Here is a 23,337-nt window from a genome sequence, read left to right on the forward strand (position 1 = left end):
GTGTTGACTGGTAGACCGCTTTCGCTGGCAAGCCAGCTCCTACAGGGGATTTTCGGTAAACACGCAATCGGTGGACGACGCCGATCCCGTGTAGGAGCCGGCTTGCTGGCGAAGACGGTGGCACATTCAGCAGGGGTGTTGACTGGTAGACCGCTTTCGCTGGCAAGCCAGCTCCTACAGGGGATCTTCAGTGAGCGCCCGGGCGGCGAACGAGATTAATAAATCTGGCTGCGTTCGGGCATTATGGCGGCCTCAGTTGCGAGCCTGGATGAGGATATGAGCCGTTATCAACCACCGTTGACCCTGACCACCCGAATACTGGCGTTGATCGCCGAGATCAGTGAACAGATCGGTCAGCTGTCGGCTGTGGATGATCGTCGGCAGACGCCTCAACTGCGGCGCGGCAACCGGATTCGGACGATTCAGGCGTCCTTGGCCATCGAGAACAATACCCTCAGTATCGAGCAGGTGACTGCTGTGCTCGCGGGGCAGCGAGTGCTGGGGTTGCCTCGGGAAATCCAGGAAGTGCGCAATGCCTTCGCAGCCTATGAGGCTATGCCGGATTGGCAGCCAGGCAGTCGAGCCGATTTGCTGCAGGCTCATAAGTTGTTAATGCACGGTTTGATCGACGACTTTGGACAGTTCCGCCAAGCCGGCGTGGGTTTTTACCGGGGCGAGCGACTGGCTCATATGGCGCCACCGCCCAGTCGCGTTGCGCATTTGATAGATGATCTGTTGGCGTGGCTGGGTGCTACTGACTGGCACCCGCTGATCATCAGTTGCGTCTTTCATTATGAATTTGAATTCATCCATCCTTTCGCCGATGGCAATGGACGCATGGGGCGTCTTTGGCAAACCTTGATTCTCAGTCAGTGGCGCCCGGTGTTGGCTTATTTGCCGGTCGAGGCAGTGATTCGCGAGCAGCAGGACGCTTATTACGCGGCATTGTCGGCAGCCGATCAGTTGGCTGAATCGACACCTTTTGTTGAGTTTATGCTGCAGGCATTGAGTCTTGCACTCAAGGAGGCAACTCAGAGCGAACCAGTGACCGACCTAGTGACCGACCTAGTAACTGACCAAGTAACCGACCAAGTAGTGAGGTTGCTTTTGTCGCTGCTTGGTAGGGGGCCGATGAAGGTCAGCGAGTTGATGGAAGAGGTCGGATTGGCTCATAAGGCGACGTTCCGCGCTAACTACCTCAAGCCGGCGTTAGCTGCAGGTTTGATCGAAATGACCAACCCCGATTCGCCGAAAAGCCCGGCCCAACGATATCGGCTTACGGAACTTGGCAAACAAGCCGCTACTCGATCTCGATCGGCGTAGGAGCTGCCGCAGGTTCGGGCCGCGTTCGGACGATTTTTTATCTTGCTTTAAAAAAAATGCCCGCTTCGATCGAAGCGGGCATTTTTGTTTGAGTTCCTGTAGGAGCGAGCTTGCTCCGGGCGGCGTTCCGACGAAAAACTTGAGAACGCCGTTGGGTGTCAGGGTTAACGCGTTATCGTTGGCGACCATCGCGAGCAAGCTTGCTCCTACAGGGATCTTCAGTGAACGCCAGATCGGTGAACGCCACCGATCTGTGTCGGAGCCGGCTTGCCGGCGAAGGCGGCGGCACATTCAGCAGAGGTGTTGGCTGACAGTGTCAGGGTTAACGCGTTATCGTTGGCGACCATCGCGAGCAAGCTTGCTCCTACAGGGATCTTCAGTGAACGCCAGATCGGTGAACGCCACCGATCTGTGTCGGAGCCGGCTTGCCGGCGAAGGCGGCGGCACATTCAGCAGAGGTGTTGGCTGACAGACCGCTTTCGCTGCGGTGCGGCGATCCGCCAAGCCAGCTCCTGCAGGGTGGTGTACGGACGCAGGGGCGTGGCTAAATCACTGATCGTCAAAATACCGCTCATGCCAATCCACCAGCGGCTGCGGCGAGTTGAGTTTCTGGCCGTAGATCACCGAGTACGACAACACGTTCTGCACGTACTGGCGGGTTTCGTCGAAGGGGATGCTTTCCACCCACACGTCGAAGCTCAGGTGGTCCGCACCGCGCAGCCACTGGCGCACGCGGCCGGGGCCGGCGTTGTAGGCGGCGGAGGCGAGGACGCGGTTGCCGTTGAACTGGGCGTGGACCTGACTCAGGTACGCGGCGCCGAGCTGGATGTTCTTGTCCGGATCGAACACCTGCTGCGGCGAGGCCAGCGGAATGCTGAACTTGCGCGCGGTTTCCTTGGCGGTGCCGGGCATCAGCTGCATCAGGCCGCTGGCGCCGACGCTGGAGCGGGCGTCGTCCATGAAGGCGCTTTCCTGGCGGGTGATGGCGAACACCCAGCTCGAATGCAGCCCACGGATCTTGGCTTCACGCACCAGGGTTTCGCGGTGGGCCATCGGGAAGCGGATGTTCAAATCGTCCCAGTATTGCGCCTGGCTGATGGTGCGGATCGCCGGGAAATACCATTTCAGGTCATAGGCCAGTTTCGCCTGGGCGACCATTTCATCGCGGCTGAAGTGGCGGCTGACGTGGTACCACTCGCGGCGGCCGTCGACGATTTGCCCGCGGGCGTGGAATTCCAGTGCCCGACGGATGCCCGGGGTGTTGCGCACCTTGTTGATCAGTGCCTGGCTGAGCACCAGCGGTTTGTTGTTCAGCGAGTAGGGCGACTGCGAGCGATCGGCGGCCAGGAACCCATAAAAATCCCGTTCGCGGGCCAGGCTCTTGTAGAGCGTCTGGGCTTCCGCGCTCTGCGGCTGCGCCAGTTCCAGGCTGCGCGCCTGCCAGTAGCGCCAGCGGTTGGTCGTCGCCAGGTCCTGCGGCAGGCGGCGGCTCAACTGGTAGGCATCGTCCCAGCGGGCCAGGCGCAACAGCAGGCGCATGCGCCATTCCGACACGGTGTTGTCGCGCAGTTCCGGGTCGTATCTGGTCATCATGTCCAGCGCGCGAGGGTCGAATCGCTTGGCCAGGGACAGCCCGATTTCCCGGGCGATCGCGACTTTTTCGTCGCGGGAGAAGTGCATGCTGCTGGCGTAGCCGTCGAGCATCTGCATCGCCCGGTCGGGATCCTGTCGCGCCAGGCGGCGCAGGCCCAGGCTGACCACGTCGGACATCGGCTCATCGGCCGGAATGAACCGTGCCGGGTCGTTGAGCAGTTCAGGTTTCTGCGCCACTTCCACCAGCAGGCGGCCGCGCGGGGCGAGGGTGGTCAGGCCGTTGACCAGGCTGTTGGCCAGCGGATAGTTGCGCGCCTGGGCCGCGAGCTTGGTGCGCTCCCAGCGTCGCTGTTCGGTCAGTTGGCCTTCGGCGGCCCAGACGCCGAACAGCGTGTCGCAGGCGGCCGGTTGGGATTTGCCGGTCAGCCAGAGTTTTTGCGCGTTGGCGTAACCTTCGGCTTTCTGGTTATGGGTGATCTGGTACTGCGCGTTCAGGCAGTCCAGCTCGGTGAAATTCATCTTCGGGTCGTAATACTTGACGAAGGTCGCCCAGTCGCCGCGTTCGGACAACCAGCGCAACCAGCGCAATTTCATCCAGTTGGCCTGGGGCAGGTCGCCGTGTTCGGCGAGGAATTGCTCGATTTCGGTATTGCTCGCGTATTTCAGGCGCGCGGTCAGCTCGTCATACGCCAGGTAAGGTTCCAGCGGATAATCGCTGAGGGCCTGGCGATAGCGGAAATACGGGCCGGTGTCACCCTTGGCCAGGGCGCGCTTGGCTTCATCGTAATACTGGCGTTGGGTGGACAAGTCCACGGCCTGGGCGGTGTGGACGACGGTGGCAGCAAGAAGAAAACAGGACAAAAGACTAAAAAGGCGACTGCGCATGAGACGTCCGGGCAGAGAAATCATGACAAGCGCAAGCGATGCCCGCGCTGAATTGTCTGTAGCTTAGCCTTTTGCCAGCAACGGGCGAAAGCTTTGCCGGCCTCGCAGCATCAACTCGCAACATTTGTATTGCAGAGTGTCGCCCAGGTGAAATTGCCGGCCTTCTGCAGCCTCAAGTCAGGTAGAATGCGCGCCCGGTTTTTGGAGAAGCTCATGACCCTGCTCAAATTCAGCGATGTGTCCCTTGCTTTCGGCGCTATGCCGTTGTTGGACAAGGTGTCCTGGCAGATCGCCCGTGGTGAGCGGGTGTGCATCATCGGCCGCAACGGCACTGGCAAGTCCAGCATGATGAAGCTCGTCAAGGGCGACCAGAAGCCCGATGAAGGCTCCGTTTGGCGTGCGCCCGGCCTCAAGATCGGCGAATTGCCGCAGGAATTGCCGGTAGCCGACGAGCGGACCGTGTTCGACGTGGTGGCCGAAGGCCTGGACGGTGTCGGCGAGCTGCTCGCGCAGTATCACCACCTGAGCCAGAACATCGTCACCGACGCCGACCTGGACAAGCTGATGCACGTCCAGCACGACCTCGAAGCCCGTGACGGCTGGCGTTTGCAGCAACTGGTCGACAGCACCTTGAGCCGTCTGCAGTTGCCGGCCGACAAGACCCTCGCCGAATTGTCCGGCGGCTGGCGTCGCCGCGTCCTGCTGGCCCAGGCCCTGGTTTCCGAGCCGGACCTGCTGCTGCTCGACGAACCGACCAACCACCTGGACATCGGGGCCATCGCCTGGCTTGAAGAAGCGCTGAAGGATTTCCAGGGCGCCGTGTTGTTCATCACGCACGACCGTTCCTTCCTGCAGAACCTGGCTACCCGTATCCTCGAACTGGATCGCGGCGGCCTGATCGACTGGAACGGCGACTACGCCAGCTTCCTGGTGCACAAGGAAGCCTCTCTGGCGGCTGAAGAGACCGCCAACGCGCTGTTCGACAAGAAACTGGCCCAGGAAGAAGTCTGGATCCGCCAGGGCATCAAGGCGCGCCGCACCCGTAACGAAGGTCGCGTCCGTGCCCTGAAGGCCCTGCGCGTGGAGCGCAGCGAGCGTCGTGAGCGCACCGGCAAGGCCAACATTCAGCTGGATACCGCCGACAAGTCCGGCAAGCAGGTGATGGTGCTCGAGAACGTGAGCTTCGCTCACCCGGGCGGCCCGTTCCTGATCAAGGACTTCTCGATGGTCCTGACGCGCGGCGACCGTATCGGTCTGCTCGGCGCCAACGGTACCGGCAAGACCACCCTGCTGAAACTGATGCTCAGCGGCCTGCAGCCTACCAGCGGCACCGTGGAAGAGGGGACGCGCATCGACGTGGCCTACTTCGACCAGTTGCGCCATCAGCTGGACCTGGAAAAGACCGTGATCGACAACGTGGCCGAAGGTCGCGACTTCATCGATATCGATGGCCAGAGCCGTCACGTGCTGAGCTACCTCGGCGACTTCCTGTTCAGCCCGCAGCGTGCCCGCACGCCGGTCAAGGCGCTGTCCGGCGGCGAGCGTGCCCGTCTGTTGCTGGCGAAACTGTTCAGCAAGCCGGCGAACCTGCTGGTGCTCGACGAACCGACCAACGACCTCGACGTCGAAACCCTCGAGCTGCTGGAAGAGGTCTTGCTGACCTTCAACGGCACCGTGCTGATGGTCAGCCACGACCGGGCATTCCTCGACAACGTGGTCACCAGCACCCTGGTCTTCGAAGGTGAAGGCAAGGTTCGCGAATACGTCGGCGGTTACCAGGACTGGCTGCGCCAGGGCGGCTCGCCGCGCCTGCTGGGCGTGACCGAGAGCAAATCCGGCAAGGCCGACCTGACGTCTGCGGTGGTCACGGCTGAGCCGGCGCCCGTCGCAGCGGTAGAAGCGCCAGTGGCGAAGAAAAAGCTCAGCTACAAGGTCCAGCGCGAGCTGGAAGCCTTGCCGGGGCAGATCGAAGCCATGGAGCAGCAGATCGCAGCCGTTGAAGCGCAGATGGCGGACGCCGGGTTTTACCAGCGTCCGGCGGCCGAGACCGCGGCGGTGATTGCCCAGCTGGAGCAGTTGAATGCTGAACTCGACGTCATGGTCGAGCGCTGGGCCGAGCTGGATGCCTGATTGATCCTGCGATAAAAAAAGCCCGGCGCTCGTGATGAACGCCGGGCTTTTCATATGAAATGCGATCTGCCTGAAGGAACCGACACTTGTAGGAGCTGGCTTGCCAGCGAAGGCGGTGTATCTGACACACCGCGGTGCGGCATTCGCCCCTGTAGGAGCTGGCTTGCCAGCGAAGGCGGTGTACCTGACACACCGCGGTGCGGCATTCGCCAGCAAGCCGGCTCCTACAGGAAGGCGGTGTATCTGACACACCGCGGTGCGGCATTCGCCAGCAAGCCGGCTCCTGCAGGAAGGCGGTGTATCTGACACACCGCGGTGTGGCATTCGCCAGCAAGCCGGCTCCTGCAGGAAGGCGGTGTATCTGACACACCGCGGTGTGGCATTCGCCAGCAAGCCGGCTCCTACAGGAAGGCGGTGTATCTGACACACCGCGATGTGGCATTCGCCAGCAAGCCGGCTCCTACAGGGGGAGGCGGCGTACCTGGCACGCCGCGGTGCGGCGTTCGACGGGGTTGGTGTCAGCTTTTGTTTTGCAGGCGTACCGCGAGCACATCGCATGGCGCGCCGTGCAGTACGTCATTGGCGGTGGAGCCCAGCAGCAGTGCCAGGCCATGCCGGCCGTGACTGCCGACCACGATCATGTCGCACCCTTGCTCCTTGGCCAGGTGGTGAATCTCCTGGCGGGGCTGGCCGTAGGTCAGGTGGCTGTATTCCTTGGACAGTTCCGGGTACTTCAGGATCAATCGGTCCAGTCGCTCCTTGGCCTGATCGAACTGCTGCTGTTGCAGTTGTGACAGGTCCATCGGCACGTCACCGCCAAAAGCCATGGCCATCGGCTCGACGATGTGCACCAGGGAGAGTTTGCAGCCGTTGCTCACCGACAGCTCGCGAGCGCGGTGGATGACAGGGTCGCACTCTTCGGTCAGGTCTACAGCGACCAGGATGTGGTTGTAGGGCATGAGGTGCACCTCCTGAGGGTTGCATTAAGGGTAAGTATGGCTGGTTTCAAGCACATTGGTTTCAAAGTGACCCGGCGCGCTCATTTAAAATCGGTGCATCTAAAAGCGGTGCATTCAAAAACGATGCAAAAAACGGTGCATTTAAGAACGGTGCATGTAAAAACGGTGCATGTAAAAACGGTGCATGTAAAAACGGGAGTACAGATATGACGGTCTGGATAGTGGTGTCAATCCTGTTAGTGGTCCTGAGCCCGCTGGCATGGTTGCGGCCGTCCCGTGGACAGAGCGGGCGCATGGCCCTGCGCATGGAGGCGCGACGCATCGGCCTGGCCATGCAACTGGCGCCTCAGGAGTGGCCACACTGGCTCAGCCCGGAGCCGCCGAGCCCGTGCGCCCAGTACCATAGGCCGCGGCGTGGCAATCGGCCGGCGTGCTGGAGCTACTGGCAAAAATCCCCGGGGGAGTGGGTGAATCAGTGGCAGGAGGCCTGTGAGGACCCTGTGCTGCTCAATCATTTCGAAAAATTGCCGGGCAACGTCTACAAGGTCGAGGCGGACAAGCAGATGATCACCTTGTACTGGGGCGAGAAGGGCGAAGCCGAGGTGTTGCAGCAAATCGACGCCACCCTCAAGGCCCTGGCCTGAACCCGATCCCGCGCCGGCATCTGATCATTCCTACGCTCTGCGTGGGAATGCAGCCGGGGATGCTCCGCGTCCCATCAAGAGCCGAACGCGGAGCGTCCGTTGAGGCGTTCCCACGCAGAGCGTAGGAACGATCGCCCCATGCGCCTGGCAAGCAGGCAATAAAAAGCCCGACTTAATCATCGGGCGGAAGTTGGCCAGGCAGGCCGGAAATTCTTTGTCACATTGATCTTGCGGCGGGTATTCACCCAAAGCGTTGAAAAATATCCCATCTCCCCGCCAGCGTAGCCTGTTAAACGCAGCCTGCCGCGTTTTAGGGCGACTTTTCTAACAATTGATCCTATGAATGGCCGCACATGCATCCGCGTGTTGCAGGTCCTCGTGGTACGGATATGACCGTAAAGTCGCGCTTCAACCAGTATTCTGGGCGATTGACAATTGTCGGAAATTCCGTGAAGGTGGCGTACCCAAATCAAACGGGCGTATGAATTGAGCGTTTGTATTAAAGATCGCTCCTACAGAATCCCGACTATCGCGTTGGCGGGTGTGCCGGGTGGATGGGCGTAGCATTGACGATAACCGTCCTGCCAAGCCATTCGCCTGCGTCCGGCGTGTACTGTTCAGCTTCCATATCGTGGAGATCAGTTGATGATTTACGAAGGTAAAGCCATCACGGTTAAGGCTCTTGAAAGTGGCATCGTCGAACTGAAGTTCGATCTCAAGGGTGAGTCCGTCAACAAGTTCAACCGTCTAACCCTGAACGAATTGCGTCAGGCCGTAGACACCATCAAGGCAGATAATTCGATCAAGGGTGTGATCGTCAGCAGTGGCAAGGACGTGTTCATCGTTGGCGCCGACATCACCGAATTTGTCGAGAACTTCAAGCTGCCCGATGCAGAGCTTGTGGCGGGCAACCTCGAAGCCAACAGGATCTTCAGCGATTTCGAAGACCTGAATGTCCCGACTGTCGCCGCGATCAACGGCATCGCCCTGGGTGGCGGTCTGGAAATGTGCCTGGCGGCGGACTACCGCGTCATGGCCAACACTGCCAAGATCGGCCTGCCGGAAGTCAAGCTGGGCATCTACCCGGGCTTCGGCGGCACGGTGCGCCTGCCGCGCATCATCGGTGCCGACAACGCCATCGAGTGGATCGCCGCCGGTAAGGAAAACCGCGCCGAAGACGCGCTGAAGGTCGGCGCCGTCGACGCCGTGGTCGCCCCCGAGAAATTGCTCGAAGCGGCTCTGAACCTGGTCAAGGGCGCCATCTCCGGCGAATTCGACTACAAGGCCAAGCGTCAGCCGAAGCTGGAAAAACTCAAGCTCAACGCCATCGAACAGATGATGTCGTTCGAAACCGCCAAGGGTTTCGTCGCCGGTCAAGCGGGCCCGAACTACCCGGCGCCGGTCGAAGCGATCAAGACCATCCAGAAAGCCGCGAACTTCGGTCGCGACAAAGCGCTGGAAGTCGAAGCCGCCGGTTTCGTCAAACTGGCCAAGACCTCTGCTGCGCAGTGCCTGATCGGTCTGTTCCTGAACGATCAGGAACTGAAAAGAAAGGCCAAGGCCTACGACGAAATCGCCAAGGACGTGAAGCAGGCCGCCGTATTGGGCGCCGGCATCATGGGGGGCGGTATCGCCTATCAGTCGGCCTCCAAAGGCACGCCGATCCTGATGAAGGACATCAACGAACACGGGATCGAGCAGGGCCTGGCTGAAGCCGCCAAGCTGCTGGTGAGCCGCGTTGATAAAGGTCGCATGACCGCGGCGAAAATGGCTGAAGTGCTCAACGGCATTCGTCCGACCCTGTCTTACGGTGACTTCGGTCACGTCGACCTGGTCGTCGAAGCGGTCGTCGAGAACCCCAAGGTCAAGCAAGCCGTGCTGGCTGAAGTGGAAGGCCAGGTCAAGGAGGACACCATCCTCGCGTCCAACACCTCGACCATTTCCATCACCTTGCTGGCCAAGGCCCTCAAGCGTCCGGAAAATTTCGTCGGCATGCACTTCTTCAACCCGGTGCACATGATGCCGCTGGTGGAAGTGATCCGTGGCGAGAAGTCCAGTGAGCTGGCTGTCGCCACCACCGTGGCCTACGCCAAGAAAATGGGCAAGAACCCGATCGTCGTCAACGACTGCCCGGGCTTTTTGGTCAACCGCGTGCTGTTCCCGTACTTCGGCGGTTTCGCCAAGCTGGTCAGCGCCGGTGTGGACTTCGTGCGCATCGACAAGGTCATGGAAAAGTTCGGCTGGCCGATGGGCCCGGCGTACCTGATGGACGTGGTCGGCATCGACACCGGCCACCACGGTCGTGACGTGATGGCTGAAGGTTTCCCGGACCGCATGAAAGACGACCGTCGTTCGGCCGTCGACGTGCTCTACGAAGCCAATCGCCTGGGCCAGAAGAACGGCAAGGGCTTCTACGCCTACGAGACCGACAAGAACGGCAAGCAGAAGAAAGTCGCCGACCCGTCGGTGCTGGAAGTGCTCAAGCCGATCGTGTTCGAACAGCGTGAAGTCACCGACGAAGACATCATCAACTGGATGATGATCCCGCTGTGCCTGGAGACCGTGCGTTGCCTGGAAGACGGCATCGTCGAAACCGCTGCCGAAGCCGACATGGGCCTGGTCTACGGTATTGGTTTCCCTCCATTCCGCGGCGGTGCGCTGCGCTATATCGATTCGATCGGTGTGGCCGAGTTCGTTGCCCTGGCTGACCAGTACGCTGATTTGGGCGCGCTGTACCACCCGACCGCAAAACTGCGTGAAATGGCCAAAACCGGCCAACGGTTCTTCGGTTAAGCGCCCACACTAGAGCGAGAGTGAAATTTTATGAGCTTGAATCCTAGAGACGTCGTGATTGTCGACTTCGGTCGTACGCCGATGGGCCGCTCCAAGGGCGGCATGCACCGCAACACCCGCGCCGAAGACATGTCGGCGCACCTGATCAGCAAACTGCTGGAACGCAACGTCAAGGTCGACCCGAACGAAGTCGAAGACGTGATCTGGGGCTGTGTGAACCAGACCCTGGAGCAGGGCTGGAACATCGCCCGCATGGCGTCCCTGATGACGCAGATCCCGCACACCGCTGCCGGCCAGACCGTCAGCCGCCTGTGTGGCTCGTCGATGAGTGCCTTGCACACTGCCGCGCAAGCGATCATGACCGGCAACGGTGACGTATTCGTGGTGGGCGGCGTCGAGCATATGGGGCACGTGAGCATGATGCACGGTGTCGATCCGAACCCGCACATGTCGCTGTACGCGGCAAAAGCCTCGGGCATGATGGGCCTGACCGCGGAAATGCTGGGCAAGATGCACGGCATCACTCGCGAGCAACAGGACGCTTTCGGCCTGCGCTCCCACCAGCTCGCCCAAAAGGCGACCGTGGAAGGCAAGTTCAAGGACGAAATCATCCCGATGCAGGGCTACGACGAGAACGGTTTCCTGAAACTGTTCGACTACGACGAAACCATTCGTCCGGAAACCACCCTGGAAAGCCTGGCCGCTCTCAAGCCAGCGTTCAACCCGAAAGGTGGCACCGTGACAGCGGGCACTTCGTCGCAGATCACCGATGGCGCATCGTGCATGATCGTGATGTCGGCGCAGCGTGCCCAGGACCTGGGCATCCAGCCTCTGGCGGTGATCCGCTCGATGGCGGTGGCGGGTGTGGACCCGGCGATCATGGGCTATGGTCCAGTACCGGCCACCCAGAAAGCACTGAAGCGCGCAGGCCTTGGCATCACCGATATCGACTTCTTCGAGCTCAACGAAGCGTTCGCTGCACAGGCCCTGCCGGTGCTGAAAGATTTGAAAGTGCTCGACAAGATGAACGAGAAGGTTAACCTGCACGGCGGCGCGATCGCCCTGGGTCATCCGTTTGGTTGCTCCGGTGCACGTATCTCCGGCACCCTGTTGAACGTGATGAAGCAGAATGGCGGCACCTTCGGGGTAGCCACCATGTGCATTGGTCTCGGCCAAGGCATCTCCACCGTCTTCGAACGCGTTTAAGCGTTTCGTTGAAGGAAGCCGGGGCCAAGTGCCCCGGTTTTTGTTTTTGCGGATTTTTTTTGTTTTTTTTTGAAAAGATTTGAGCGAGGGCCAAACCATGCCGTTACAACCTGGTCTGTACGAGCATTACAAAGGTCCGCAGTACCGCGTATTCAGCACCGCGCGGCATTCGGAAACCGAAGAGGAAGTGGTCTTCTACCAAGCCCTGTATGGCGATTACGGCTTTTGGGTGCGCCCCTTGAGCATGTTCCTGGAGTCGGTCGAGGTTGACGGCGAACAGGTGCCGCGCTTTGCTTTGGTGCAAGCCGAACCGAGCCTTTTTTCCAAGCCATAAGCTGAGTGCGCGCAGAACCCTGCGCTTGACCTCACCTTGTAGCCACTATATATAGCGGTGCCGCGTCAGGCGCCAACCGCCTTTCACTTCTAGAATTCAGGAATTTTCTGATCCATGGGCAAATCGCTGGTCATTGTGGAATCCCCGGCTAAGGCCAAGACCATCAACAAGTATCTGGGTAACCAATACGTGGTGAAGTCGAGTATCGGCCATATCCGAGACCTGCCCACCAGCGGTTCGGCTAGCGCCAGCAAAGAGCCTGCCGCCAAGCGTGGCAAGGCCGCCGCGGGCGAGGGTCCGGTGCTCACGCCGAAAGAGAAAGCGCGCAAGCAGCTGGTCTCGCGCATGGGCGTCGATCCCGATCATGGCTGGAAAGCCCAGTACGAGATCCTCCCGGGCAAAGAGAAAGTCATCGAAGAGCTGCGCCGGCTCGCCAAGGATGCTGACACCATCTATCTCGCAACCGACTTGGATCGCGAGGGGGAAGCCATTGCCTGGCACCTGCGCGAAGCCATCGGTGGTGACGACAGCCGCTACAAGCGCGTGGTGTTCAACGAAATCACCAAGAAGGCGATCCAGGAAGCCTTCTCCAAGCCGGGCGAGCTGGACATCGATCGTGTAAACGCACAACAGGCGCGTCGTTTCCTCGACCGTGTTGTGGGTTACATGGTGTCGCCGCTGCTGTGGGCCAAGGTCGCCCGTGGCCTGTCCGCCGGTCGCGTGCAATCGGTGGCCGTGAAGCTGGTGGTCGAGCGTGAGCGCGAAATCCGTGCGTTCAACCCGGAAGAGTACTGGGAAGTCCACGCCGACCTCGGCACCGCCAAGGGCGCCACCGTGCGCTTCGACGTGGCCCGCGAGAAGGGCGAGGCCTTCAAGCCGCTCAACGAAGCCCAGGCCATGGCCGCGCTGGAAAAGCTCAAGGCTTCCAGCTACAGCATCGTCAAGCGCGAAGACAAGCCGACCAGCAGTAAGCCGTCGGCGCCGTTCATCACTTCCACCCTGCAGCAGGCCGCGAGCAACCGCCTGGGCTTCGGGGTGAAGAAGACCATGATGATGGCCCAGCGTTTGTACGAAGCGGGCTACATCACGTACATGCGTACCGACTCCACCAACCTCTCGGCCGATGCCGTGACGATGGCGCGCACTTATATTGAAGGCGAGTTCGGCAAGAAGTACCTGCCGGAAAACCCGAACGTCTACAGCAGCAAGGAAGGCGCACAAGAGGCTCACGAAGCGATTCGTCCCTCCGATGCCAATACCGAGCCAAGCAAGCTGTCGGGCATGGAGCGTGACGCTGAGCGGCTCTACGAGCTGATCTGGCGCCAGTTCCTCGCTTGCCAGATGCTGCCGGCGCAATACCTGTCGACCACGGTCACCGTCGGTGCCGGCGACTTCGAGCTGCGCGCCAAGGGCCGCATCCTCAAGTTCGACGGTTACACCCGCGTGATGCCGCAGATCGCCAAGCCAGGCGATGACGACGTGCTGCCGGACATGGCCCAGGGCGACGCGATGAAGCTGATCAAGCTTGATCCGACCCAGCACTTCACCAAGCCGCCGGCGCGTTACTCGGAAGCGAGCCTGGTAAAAGAAATGGAAAAACGCGGCATCGGTCGTCCTTCGACCTACGCGGCGATCATTTCGACCATCCAGGACCGCGGCTACGTGGCGCTGCACAACCGTCGTTTCTATTCGGAAAAGATGGGCGACATCGTCACCGAGCGCCTGGCCGAGAGCTTCTCCAATCTCATGGACTACGGCTTCACCGCCGGCATGGAAGAGAACCTCGATGACGTGGCCCAGGGCGAACGCGACTGGAAAAACGTGCTCGACGAGTTCTACGGCGACTTCAAGAAGAAGCTCGAAGTAGCCGAAAGCCCTGAAGGCGGCATGCGCGCCAACCAGCCGGTGATGACCGACATTCCGTGCGTGGTGTGCGGTCGGCCGATGCAGATTCGTACCGCGTCGACCGGCGTGTTCCTCGGTTGCTCGGGCTACAGCCTGCCGCCGAAAGAACGCTGCAAGGCCACCGTCAACCTGGTGCCGGGCGATGAAATCGCCGCGGACGACGAGGGTGAGTCGGAGTCGCTGGTGCTGCGTGGCAAGCACCGTTGCCCGATCTGCAGCACGGCGATGGACGCTTACCTGCTGGACGAGAAGCGCAAGTTGCACATCTGCGGCAACAACCCGGATTGCGACGGCTACGAAATCGAAGAGGGCAGTTATCGCATCAAGGGCTACGAAGGTCCGAGCCTGGAATGCGACAAGTGCGGCAGCGAGATGCAACTCAAGACCGGCCGTTTCGGCAAGTTCTTCGGCTGCACCAACCCGACCTGCAAGAACACCCGCAAACTGCTGAAAAGCGGTGACGCGGCGCCGCCGAAGATGGACCCGGTGAAGATGCCTGAGCTGAAATGCGAAAAGGTCAACGACACCTACATCCTGCGCGACGGTGCTTCCGGGCTGTTCCTGGCGGCGAGCCAGTTCCCGAAAAACCGCGAGACCCGTGCGCCGCTGGTCATGGAGATCGTGCCGCACAAGGATGAGATCGATCCGAAGTACCACTTCCTGTGCGAAGCACCGAAGAAAGACCCGGACGGCCTGCCAACGGTGATCCGTTACAGCCGCAAGACCAAGGAGCAGTACGTGCAGACTGAAGTCGACGGTAAGCCGACGGGTTGGAAGGCGTACTACGACGGCGGCAAGTGGACGGTCGAAGACAAGCGCCCGGCAAAAGCCGCCAAGGCCTAAAACATGCTGTCTGATTGAACGCGCGGCCCCTGTAGGAGCGAGCTTGCTCGCGAAGGACGTCAACGCTAACGCGCGCTGTCTGGATGAACGCGTCGCCCTGTAGGAGCCGGCTTGCCGGCGAAGGACGTCAACGCTAACGCGTGCTGTCTGGATGAAAGCGTCGTTCTAGGGTTTTTCGCGAGCAAGCTCGCTCCTACAGGGGGCGGCGGAGTTCCTTCGGCACCAAAGGCCGCATGACCACCTTCGGGTGTTCATGCGGCCTTTTTGTTTTGTGCTTGCGGGAGGCGCAGGTGATCCACGACACTGTCTGACCTGCGTGAAGCAATTATTTCGTTGTGGAGGCTGCCGTCATGGCCCACGAACTCTATACCCGTACCAACCAGAAGATTTATTTCGCCGGCCTGTCGCTGGAAGCGCTCGCCAAGGCCGAAGAGGGGCGGGCGATGAATTCGCTGGCGCTGATTCAGGCCGGGCGCGAATCGGCGTTGTTTCACCTGTACGGCGCGCTGCTTGGCTTGTGTCATGAAATTGCCGGCTTCTATCGCTTGCCCCAGGCCAATGCGCCACGGGCGGAGATGCTGCTGACCCGGGAAGTGCTGGAAACCATCGCCATCCCTGAAATGGCCGAGATGGTCGAGCTGGCGCAGAACCCGGAAACCTGGCTCGCCCGGCTGCTGGCCGCCCATGCGGCGCTGTTCCAGCCGCCACGGGCGCCGCGCAAACCAAAAGGCGATGTGACCCAGCCGCTGATCCTGGCCGTTAACCTGGATGAAGAAGAGGCGCCTCAGGAATTGAGTCGGGAAGAGCTGGAAAGCTGGCGCCAGAACCTCAAGGGCCTGGCGATCCGGTTTCGCGAAGGCTTGAACGAGTGCTGAAACACTGAGTATCTGGCCAGTGTTTCCCTCAGGGAAGCGTGTTGTGGGAAATTTCCCTGAGTGATGACATCTGGTCAAGATCCCGAGCGAAGCCGGGCAGATGCCTATATAATCCCCGCCTTTCTTGGAGAACTCATTTTTATGCCAACGTCCTTTTTAGAAATAGTCGAGTTACCAGACGGCCGTATCGAGCTGCGCAGGGCCGAGGACGAAGGTTCTCTGGTTACTTTGGATTTTTCTGAGGATGCCAAGGCGTTCCTGCAAGGCCAGCACGTGGAAGTCGCCAAGGCGATGTTGAGCGTCGGCGTTCAGATGGCCGGACGCCTAGTTGAAGGTGAATTTGAACCGGATCAGGGGTCGCGGATTCTTCATTGATCCCGTCCGTCGTTTTATTGCGGTACCTTACAGATCGGCTTCTCTATCCTTGGAGAAGCCCCGCGCTGCTCGGCGCATTCGCTGCTTTTCAGTTAACCCAGTCGAATATTCAGGCTCTGCGCGTCCCCGGTCCGGGCGGCGCTGATCAACTGTTGCCGTGAGGCCGAGCTCAGCGGGTTGAGCCAGCTGACCACCGTATGACTACGGCCCAGGCGCAGGGCTTCGCAGGTCAGTTGCTGGGCGCTCTGGGCGCCACGGGGCTGCAGCAGCAGGATGCGTTCGCGATTCAGGCCGGCATCGCGCAACCAGGCCTGGGTCAGGCTGGCGGGCGGGGCGATCAGGGTCAGCCAGCGGGCGTCCTGGTCCTCGCTCAGTTCCCTGAGGATCGGTGCCAGAAGGTTCAGGCAGTTCCCGGCCGCACCCCGCAGCGACAGCTCGCTGAACACGTCCGGTTCGGCACTCCAGGGCGACTCGACCACCTCTTTCAGGATCGGCGCCAATGGCTGCATCATGAACGCCTCGAACAACGGCAACTGGGCTTGCTGTGGTGTATGTGGGAACTGCATAAAGCCTCCTTTAGCGGCGAATGACGCCGACACTCAAGCCTTCGATCACCAGTTCCTGATCTTTCAGGTTCACTTCGATAGGGGCGAATTCAGGGTTTTCGGCCAGCAGCCAGACTTTGCTGCCGTCGCGCTTGAAGCGCTTGACGGTGACTTCGTCGCCGATCCGCGCGACCACGATCTGGCCATTGCGGGCTTCACGGGTGGTATGGACGGCCAGCAGGTCGCCGTCGAAAATGCCCACGTCCTTCATGCTCATGCCATGGACCCGCAGCAGATAGTCGGCGCGGGGATGGAAGAAGGTCGGGTTGATGTTGCAGGACTCTTCGATGTGCTGCTGGGCGAGGATGGGGGCGCCGGCCGCCACGCGTCCGATGATCGGCAGGGTGGATTCGTCGGACTTGGCTTCGAAACCGGGGATGCGAATGCCACGGGAGGCACCGGGGGTCATCTCGATTGCGCCCTTGCGGGCCAGGGCCTTGAGGTGTTCTTCCGCCGCGTTGGGCGACTTGAAACCCAGTTCCTGAGCGATTTCCGCACGGGTCGGCGGGTAGCCGTTGTCATCCAGGCAACGTTTGATGAAGGCCAGAATCTCTGCTTGGCGTGGCGTCAGCTTTAGCATATTGATCGCTCTGTCTTTTTATACAGTGACTGGGATTATATACAGTGGAACGGTCTTGGCAATGCCCCTTTTTTTGCCGGCCGCCAGACGGTCGAGCAAGCCGCTGATTAAAGCTTCGCCGATGTATGGTTAAATAGCTGACCGACCATTCCCGAAACGAACCGCCAGACTTGACAATGCTGGGACTGAAACGTATGTTTCAAACAAGTGTTTGTCAGGCGGAGTAGCCATGGCCCAGTCGGAAACCGTTGAACGCATTCTCGATGCTGCCGAGCAATTGTTCGCGGAAAAAGGTTTCGCCGAAACCTCGTTGCGTCTGATCACCAGCAAGGCCGGGGTCAATCTGGCGGCGGTGAATTATCACTTCGGCTCGAAGAAGGCGCTGATCCAGGCGGTCTTCTCGCGCTTTCTCGGCCCGTTCTGCATCAGCCTCGACAAAGAGCTGGAGCGGCGGCAGGCCAAGCCGGAAAACAAGCCGAGCCTTGAAGAACTGCTGGAAATCCTCGTCGAGCAAGCCCTGGTGGTACAGCCACGCAGCGGCAACGACCTGTCTATCTTCATGCGCTTGCTGGGCTTAGCCTTCAGTCAGAGCCAGGGCCATTTGCGGCGTTACCTGGAAGACATGTACGGCAAGGTGTTCCGCCGCTACATGACGCTGGTCAACGAGGCCGCGCCGCGGATTCCACCGATCGAGCTGTTCTGGCGGGTGCACTTCATGCTCGGTGCCGCGGCGTTCAGCATGTCGGGGATCAAGGCCTTGCGCGCGATTGCCGAGACCGACTTCGGCGTCAACACCTCCATCGAGCAGGTCATGCGGCTGATGGTGCCGTTCCTGGCGGCCGGCATGCGCGCCGAAACCGGCGTGACCGACACGGCCATGGCCACCGCGCAGCTGCGCCCGCGTAGCAAATCGACACCCTTTGCCGCCAAGGTTTGACCCCGCACGGGTGGGCGCGGCAGCGGACATCCGCTAAGCTGGGCGCCCATGCCGACTCTCGTTTCGAACCTGCACCCCATTGTTTTCGCCAACCGGGCTATCACCCGGGGTGAGCAATGCGTGCGAGCAGGGTTCATCGTTATCAAGGAATTTCTATGACTGCTGGCCTGCAAGGCTCGTTGATGGTGGACGTCGCCGGTACCTGGCTGACGGCCGAAGATCGCCAATTGTTGCGTCAACCCGAAGTGGGTGGCCTGATCATTTTTGCGCGCAACATCGAACACCCGCGCCAGGTGCGTGAATTGAGTGCGGCGATCCGCGCCATTCGTCCCGATCTGCTGCTGGCCGTGGACCAGGAGGGCGGTCGGGTGCAGCGCCTGCGCCAGGGCTTCGTGCGGCTGCCGGCGATGCGTGCCATTGCCGACAACCCGAATGCCGATTACCTGGCCGAGCAGTGCGGCTGGATCATGGCCACCGAAGTGTTGGCGGTCGGCCTCGACCTGAGCTTCGCCCCGGTGCTGGACCTGGATCACCAGCGCAGCGCCGTGGTCGGCACGCGTTCGTTCGAAGGCGACCCGGCGCGCGCGGCCTTGCTGGCCGGTGCGTTCATCCGCGGCATGAACAGCGCCGGCATGGCGGCCACCGGCAAACACTTCCCCGGCCACGGCTGGGCCGAGGCCGATTCCCACGTTGCCATCCCCAACGATGAGCGTAGTCTCGATGACATTCGCGCCAATGACCTGGTGCCGTTCGCCCGCCTGAGCAAGCAACTGGCGGCCGTCATGCCGGCCCACGTCATTTACCCGCAGGTCGATGCCCAGCCTGCCGGTTTCTCCCGCCGCTGGTTGCAGGACATCCTGCGTGGCGAGTTGCAATTCGACGGTGTGATCTTCAGCGACGACCTGTCGATGGCGGGTGCCCATGTGGTCGGCGATGCCGCCAGTCGTATCGAAGCGGCGCTGACGGCCGGTTGCGACATGGGCCTGGTGTGCAACGACCGCGCCGCCGCCGAGCTCGCGCTGAGCGCCGCCCAGCGCCTGAAAGTCAAACCGTCGCCACGCATTGCGCGGATGCGCGGCCAGGCCTTCGCCAACGTCGAGTATCGTCAGCACCCGCGCTGGCTGGCTGCTGTCGGCGCGCTCAGAGAAGCTCAACTGATTGATTGAGGACTTTGCCCATGACGGTTTACGCGATCATCGGTGGCACCGGGCTGACCCGGCTCGAGGGCCTGGACATTCGCCAGTCATTGGCGGTGGATACGCCCTACGGTGCGCCTTCGGCCGAGGTGCAGGTCGGTGAGTACGCCGGCAAGGAGGTGCTGTTCCTCGCGCGCCACGGTCATCCGCACCGGATCCCGCCGCATCGGGTGAACTACCGCGCCAACCTCTGGGCGCTGAAGCAGGCCGGTGCCGAGGCGATTCTCGCGGTCACTGCCGTGGGCGGGATTCACCCCATGATGAGTACCGGGTTTTTGTGCGTGCCACATCAGTTGATCGACTATACCAGTGGTCGCGAACACACCTATTTCGCCGATAATCTCGAACAGGTGACCCACATCGATTTCAGCTCGCCCTACAGCGAAGCCTTGCGTCAGCAGCTGATCGCGGCATTGGTGGCCGAGAACGTCGGTTTTGCCAGCCAGGGTGTGTACGCCTGCACCCAGGGACCGCGTCTGGAAACCGCCGCGGAGATCGAGAGGCTGGAGCGCGACGGCTGCGACATCGTCGGCATGACCGGCATGCCGGAAGCGGCACTGGCCCGCGAGCTGGAGCTGGATTACGCCTGCCTGGCGCTGGTGGTGAACCCGGCGGCGGGCAAGTCGGCGGCGGTGATCAGCATGGCCGAGATCGAGCAGGCGTTGCGGGACGGGATGGGGACGGTGGCGTCGACGTTGGCGCGGGTGCTCAAAGGTTGAGCCTGGCGTTAAACCGAGGTGACCCCTTCGCGAGCAGGCTCGCTCCCACAGTGGATGGATGTTGCCCACATTATTTGTGATCGACACAAAACCCTGTGGGAGCGAGCCTGCTCGCGAAGGCGGCCTACCAGGCACTGCAAATTTCAGCGCTTCTCCAGCTTCTCCGGCAACGGCGCAAACAACGCTTCGATATCATCACTCTGCAACTTCCAGTCCCCGGCCTTGCGCCCGTCCAGCACGCCGGCCGCGAGGTCGGATTTTTCCTTCTGCAGGTGCTGGATCTTCTCTTCCACCGTGCCCCGGGCAATCAGCTTGTAGACGAATACCGGTTTCTCCTGGCCAATGCGATACGCACGGTCGGTCGCCTGGTTTTCCGTTGCCGGGTTCCACCATGGATCGTAGTGGATCACGGTGTCCGCTTCGGTCAGGTTCAAGCCCACGCCACCAGCCTTCAGGCTGATCAGAAAAATCTGCAGCTTGCCGCTCTGGAAGTCCTTCACCGGCGTGCGGCGGTCGCGGGTCTGGCCGGTCAGCAGGGCATAGGCGACACCGCGTTTGGTCAGTTCGTCCTCGATCAGCGCCAGCATTGAAGTGAACTGCGAAAACAGCAACACCCGCCGTCCTTCCTCGAACAACTCCTCGAGCATTTCCATCAGGCTGTCGAGCTTGCCCGAGCTGCTGCCGCGCGCGGGCAGGGTCGCTTCGTTGACCAGGCGCAAATCGCAGCACACCTGGCGCAGCTTGAGCAGCGCCTCGAGGATGATGATCTGGCTGCGGGCCACGCCCTTGCGGGTGATCTCGTCGCGGACTTTCTTGTCCATCGCCAGGCGCATGGCTTCGTACACATCGCGCTGGGCTTCGTTGAGTTCGACCCAGTGGATGATCTCGGTTTTCGGCGGCAGCTCGGTGGCCACCTGTTCCTTGGTCCTGCGCAACAGGAAGGGTTTGATCCGGCCGTTGAGGTGTTGCAGCCTGACTTCACTGCCGCGCTTTTCAATCGGCACGCGGTAATCGCGGTTGAAGCTTTTTACATCGCCAAGCCAGCCGGGCAACAGGAAGTGAAACAGTGACCATAGCTCGCCCAGGTGATTTTCCAGGGGCGTGCCACTCAGGCACAGGCGCTGGCGCGCATTCAGCTCGCGCGCGGCCTGGGCGGCCTTGCTGTTGGGGTTCTTGATGTACTGCGCCTCATCCAGCACCAGCACGTGCAACGGCTGCGCCGCCAGCCGCTCGACGTCCTTGGGCAGCAGCGCATAGGTGGTGAGGATCAGGTCGTAATCGGCCAGCTGGTCGAAATGCTTTTTGCGACTGGCGCCGTACAGCGCCAGCACCTTGAGTTGCGGCGTGAAGTGCGCCGCTTCGTCGAGCCAGTTGGGGATCAGGCTGGTGGGCATCACCACCATGCACGGCCGATCCAGGCGGCCGGCGTTTTTCTCGCTGAGAATGTGCGCCAGGGTCTGCAGGGTTTTACCCAGACCCATGTCGTCCGCGAGAATCCCGCCGACTTCCAGTTGGCGCAACGACTGCATCCAGCTCAGGCCTTCCAGCTGGTACGGACGCAAGGTGGCGTTGAGGTCTTCGGGGGCGGTCGCGGTGTGATCCTTGATGTCCCGCAGGCGCTGGGCAAAGGTGCGGATCTGTTCACCGCCCTCCCACAGCAGCGGCAGGTCTTCCAGGGGATTCAGGCGCGTGGCGTCGGCCTTGCTCAGGCGCAGGGTGGTCTCGCCGGGCTCTTGCAGATAGAACTCGCCGAGGGTCGCCAGCACCGGTTTCAAGCGGCCGAAGGGCAGGGCGACTTGCAAGGGCCCATACTCGGAATTGGGGCGGTTGGGGATGTTCACCAGGATCAGCTCGTCGTCGCGCCGTCGCGCCAGGCGCTCGGGGTTGAGGATCTCGGTGTGGGAGCGCATCAGGTTCAACAGGATCGGCAGCAGGCTCAGGCGCTCACCGTTGACGATGATCCCCAGTTCCAGGTCGAACCAGTCCCGTTCCGGTGCCTGGTCGACCGTGGCGTACCAGTCGTCCACCGCGGTCAGGTCGAAACCGAAGTCCTCGTCGATCTGCAACTCCCAGCCCTGGGTGCGCAGCTTCGGCAGCTCATTGAGGGTGAAGGTCAGCCAGGCGCTGTCGTTGACCATCTCGAACAGTTCCCCGGCGCTTTCCGGCAAGGCCTTGCTTTGCCGGGTGGCGACCCTGAAGCCGAGGATTCGCAACTGTTCCCTGTAGGACTGTTCGATTTCCGGGTGACGTTTTATCCGCAGTGTCTGGGTTTCCTGGCGAATCAGCACGTCGGCGTTCTTCTGCCCGCTGACGTATTCATCCAGGTAGCTGAACGACAGTGCGGCGCGATGCTGAATGTAGCGTTGCATCTTGCCGTTGCGCGGTTCAAAGGCGCTGAACTCGACGCTCGCCAGCCACAGGCGCGGCACCGGTTGCACGTTGTCCACCAGCACTTGCGGCGCTTTCGGGTTGCGGTTTTCCAGCACCGCCTGGAGTTTTTCCAGCAGTTCGGCGTCTTTGGCGGCGGCCGGGTAGGCGAGGGTTTCCTGCACTTGCAACAGCACCGCTGCGCAGTGTTTGCAGTTGCTGTGGACCGGGCACGAGCAATGGGCGTCGATCATCAGCAGGGTGCCTTTGGCCGACTCCCGCAGGCGAATGGTCTGACGGTAAACGTTACCGCCAGAGCCTTCGCAGGCGGCAATGATGGTGGCGTCGCCGGCCTCGACTATCCTGACGCGATTTTCCAGTGCGTAGCGCCGGCCACGCTCCAGGCTCTGTTCCTTGAATCGGCTGACCCAGGAAGGTGCCAGGGGTTTGCTCAGGGTCGGGGACACGTCGATCAGTCCGGAATTTCATCGGGGACCGGCCGAGGCGCAGGGGCGGTCAGCGAAGTGATCTTGATCAGCAGGCCGAGGTGGCCGTTGTCCAGGAAGTTCAGCTGGCCGTTCTTGGTGTGGCTTTCCTGCTTGAGGCGTTCGCTGGCAGTGACCATGCCGTTGGCGTCGATCTGGTTGACCCAGAAATCCGCGTCGACGTCGGTAAAGCGTCCCAGTTTCAGGCTCAGCGTGCCCTCGATCGGGAACTGGCCGAACTGTTCCGTCCCGTCGCTGATCGCGACTTTGGTGGCTTCTTCGCCGAGGTTCTGCTGCCACGCCTTGTGCAGCAACACCGTGTAGTCGTTGCTGGCGGTGAGCTTGTCCACTTCGGGGTTGAGGCTCGGCGTGCGAAAGCTGTCGGGGGCGATGCGCTGGGCGCCGGCCGCCCAGTCTTCCGGCGCGGCGCGACTGACAATGGCGGGCACCGCGTTTTGCCGCACCAGGATCATTTCGACCTGATACAGATCATCGGCAAATGCCGTCGGGATGACCAGAGTCATCAACGTAGGGACGACCAAAGCCATCAACAAGGTCAGTGTGTGAAACAGGCGCATGCGGC

At 61.2% G+C, this 23,337-nt stretch carries 18 protein-coding genes; 12 read left to right on the forward strand and 6 right to left on the reverse strand.

What is annotated here, in order from left to right; genetic code table 11:
• Positions 1 to 276 precede the first annotated feature (276 nt).
• Entirely contained in the window at positions 277 to 1,323 is a 1,047-nt protein-coding gene (locus tag F8N96_RS31170; protein WP_150801070.1) for a Fic family protein, read from the forward strand.
• Positions 1,324 to 1,872: 549 nt separating this feature from the next.
• On the opposite strand, the gene F8N96_RS31180 is transcribed toward F8N96_RS31170, so the two are convergent.
• Positions 1,873 to 3,801 carry a transglycosylase SLT domain-containing protein gene (locus F8N96_RS31180; RefSeq protein ID WP_150801071.1) on the reverse strand — a complete coding sequence of 643 codons (1,929 nt, stop codon included), beginning with the start codon at positions 3,799 to 3,801 and terminating at the stop codon, positions 1,873 to 1,875.
• 213 nt (positions 3,802 to 4,014) lie between these two features.
• On the opposite strand from F8N96_RS31180, the gene F8N96_RS31185 reads away from it, so the two are divergent.
• Positions 4,015 to 5,931, forward strand: coding sequence for an ATP-binding cassette domain-containing protein (locus F8N96_RS31185; protein WP_150765109.1), 1,917 nt, complete (start codon positions 4,015 to 4,017; stop codon positions 5,929 to 5,931).
• Between the two features lie 518 nt (positions 5,932 to 6,449).
• Here F8N96_RS31185 and F8N96_RS31190 read toward each other — a convergent pair.
• Positions 6,450 to 6,890: a universal stress protein gene (locus F8N96_RS31190; protein WP_150801072.1), complete on the reverse strand. Its 441-nt coding sequence runs from the start codon at positions 6,888 to 6,890 to the stop codon at positions 6,450 to 6,452.
• 206 nt (positions 6,891 to 7,096) lie between these two features.
• On the opposite strand from F8N96_RS31190, the gene F8N96_RS31195 reads away from it, so the two are divergent.
• From F8N96_RS31195 to F8N96_RS31225, 7 genes are all read left to right on the forward strand, one after another.
• Positions 7,097 to 7,534: a hypothetical protein gene (locus tag F8N96_RS31195; RefSeq protein ID WP_150801073.1), complete on the forward strand. Its 438-nt coding sequence runs from the start codon at positions 7,097 to 7,099 to the stop codon at positions 7,532 to 7,534.
• A 645-nt stretch (positions 7,535 to 8,179) separates the two neighbouring features.
• Complete coding sequence (fadB, locus tag F8N96_RS31200; RefSeq protein WP_150801074.1) at positions 8,180 to 10,327, forward strand: fatty acid oxidation complex subunit alpha FadB; 2,148 nt, start codon at positions 8,180 to 8,182, stop codon at positions 10,325 to 10,327.
• A gap of 30 nt (positions 10,328 to 10,357) precedes the next feature.
• Positions 10,358 to 11,533: an acetyl-CoA C-acyltransferase FadA gene (fadA, locus tag F8N96_RS31205; RefSeq protein ID WP_150801075.1), complete on the forward strand. Its 1,176-nt coding sequence runs from the start codon at positions 10,358 to 10,360 to the stop codon at positions 11,531 to 11,533.
• A gap of 97 nt (positions 11,534 to 11,630) precedes the next feature.
• The gene (locus F8N96_RS31210) at positions 11,631 to 11,867 is read left to right on the forward strand and encodes a DUF1653 domain-containing protein (protein WP_150801076.1); all 237 of its coding nucleotides are present in this window, start codon (positions 11,631 to 11,633) and stop codon (positions 11,865 to 11,867) included.
• Between the two features lie 114 nt (positions 11,868 to 11,981).
• The gene (gene topA / locus F8N96_RS31215) at positions 11,982 to 14,615 is read left to right on the forward strand and encodes a type I DNA topoisomerase (protein ID WP_150801077.1); all 2,634 of its coding nucleotides are present in this window, start codon (positions 11,982 to 11,984) and stop codon (positions 14,613 to 14,615) included.
• 350 nt (positions 14,616 to 14,965) lie between these two features.
• The gene (locus F8N96_RS31220; protein ID WP_150801078.1) at positions 14,966 to 15,490 is read left to right on the forward strand and encodes a DUF6586 family protein; all 525 of its coding nucleotides are present in this window, start codon (positions 14,966 to 14,968) and stop codon (positions 15,488 to 15,490) included.
• Positions 15,491 to 15,631: 141 nt separating this feature from the next.
• Entirely contained in the window at positions 15,632 to 15,865 is a 234-nt protein-coding gene (locus F8N96_RS31225) for a hypothetical protein (protein WP_128870876.1), read from the forward strand.
• A 92-nt stretch (positions 15,866 to 15,957) separates the two neighbouring features.
• Here F8N96_RS31225 and sulA read toward each other — a convergent pair whose 3' ends face one another.
• Both sulA and lexA read right to left on the reverse strand, forming a co-directional pair.
• Positions 15,958 to 16,431: an SOS-induced cell division inhibitor SulA gene (sulA, locus tag F8N96_RS31230; protein WP_150801079.1), complete on the reverse strand. Its 474-nt coding sequence runs from the start codon at positions 16,429 to 16,431 to the stop codon at positions 15,958 to 15,960.
• 10 nt (positions 16,432 to 16,441) lie between these two features.
• Positions 16,442 to 17,050 carry a transcriptional repressor LexA gene (gene lexA / locus F8N96_RS31235; protein WP_150801080.1) on the reverse strand — a complete coding sequence of 203 codons (609 nt, stop codon included), beginning with the start codon at positions 17,048 to 17,050 and terminating at the stop codon, positions 16,442 to 16,444.
• 229 nt (positions 17,051 to 17,279) lie between these two features.
• Between lexA and F8N96_RS31240 the strand changes: the two genes are divergently transcribed.
• The 3 genes from F8N96_RS31240 to F8N96_RS31250 all read left to right on the forward strand — a co-directional run bounded on the left by F8N96_RS31240 (position 17,280) and on the right by F8N96_RS31250 (position 19,902).
• Positions 17,280 to 17,987 (forward strand): TetR/AcrR family transcriptional regulator, encoded by a 708-nt coding sequence (locus F8N96_RS31240; protein WP_150801081.1) that lies wholly within the window; start codon positions 17,280 to 17,282, stop codon positions 17,985 to 17,987.
• 155 nt (positions 17,988 to 18,142) lie between these two features.
• On the forward strand, positions 18,143 to 19,153 hold the full coding sequence (gene nagZ, locus F8N96_RS31245; protein WP_150801082.1) for a beta-N-acetylhexosaminidase: 1,011 nt from the start codon (positions 18,143 to 18,145) through the stop codon (positions 19,151 to 19,153).
• Positions 19,154 to 19,164: 11 nt separating this feature from the next.
• Positions 19,165 to 19,902 carry an S-methyl-5'-thioinosine phosphorylase gene (locus tag F8N96_RS31250; protein WP_150801083.1) on the forward strand — a complete coding sequence of 246 codons (738 nt, stop codon included), beginning with the start codon at positions 19,165 to 19,167 and terminating at the stop codon, positions 19,900 to 19,902.
• Between the two features lie 143 nt (positions 19,903 to 20,045).
• Here F8N96_RS31250 and F8N96_RS31255 read toward each other — a convergent pair whose 3' ends face one another.
• On the reverse strand, positions 20,046 to 22,736 hold the full coding sequence (locus tag F8N96_RS31255; RefSeq protein ID WP_150801084.1) for a DEAD/DEAH box helicase: 2,691 nt from the start codon (positions 22,734 to 22,736) through the stop codon (positions 20,046 to 20,048).
• Between the two features lie 5 nt (positions 22,737 to 22,741).
• Positions 22,742 to 23,332 (reverse strand): CsiV family protein, encoded by a 591-nt coding sequence (locus F8N96_RS31260; protein WP_150801085.1) that lies wholly within the window; start codon positions 23,330 to 23,332, stop codon positions 22,742 to 22,744.
• Positions 23,333 to 23,337 lie beyond the last annotated feature (5 nt).

The sequence above is a fragment of the Pseudomonas fluorescens genome (genome assembly GCF_902497855.1).
GTDB lineage: Bacteria > Pseudomonadota > Gammaproteobacteria > Pseudomonadales > Pseudomonadaceae > Aquipseudomonas > Aquipseudomonas fluorescens_BI.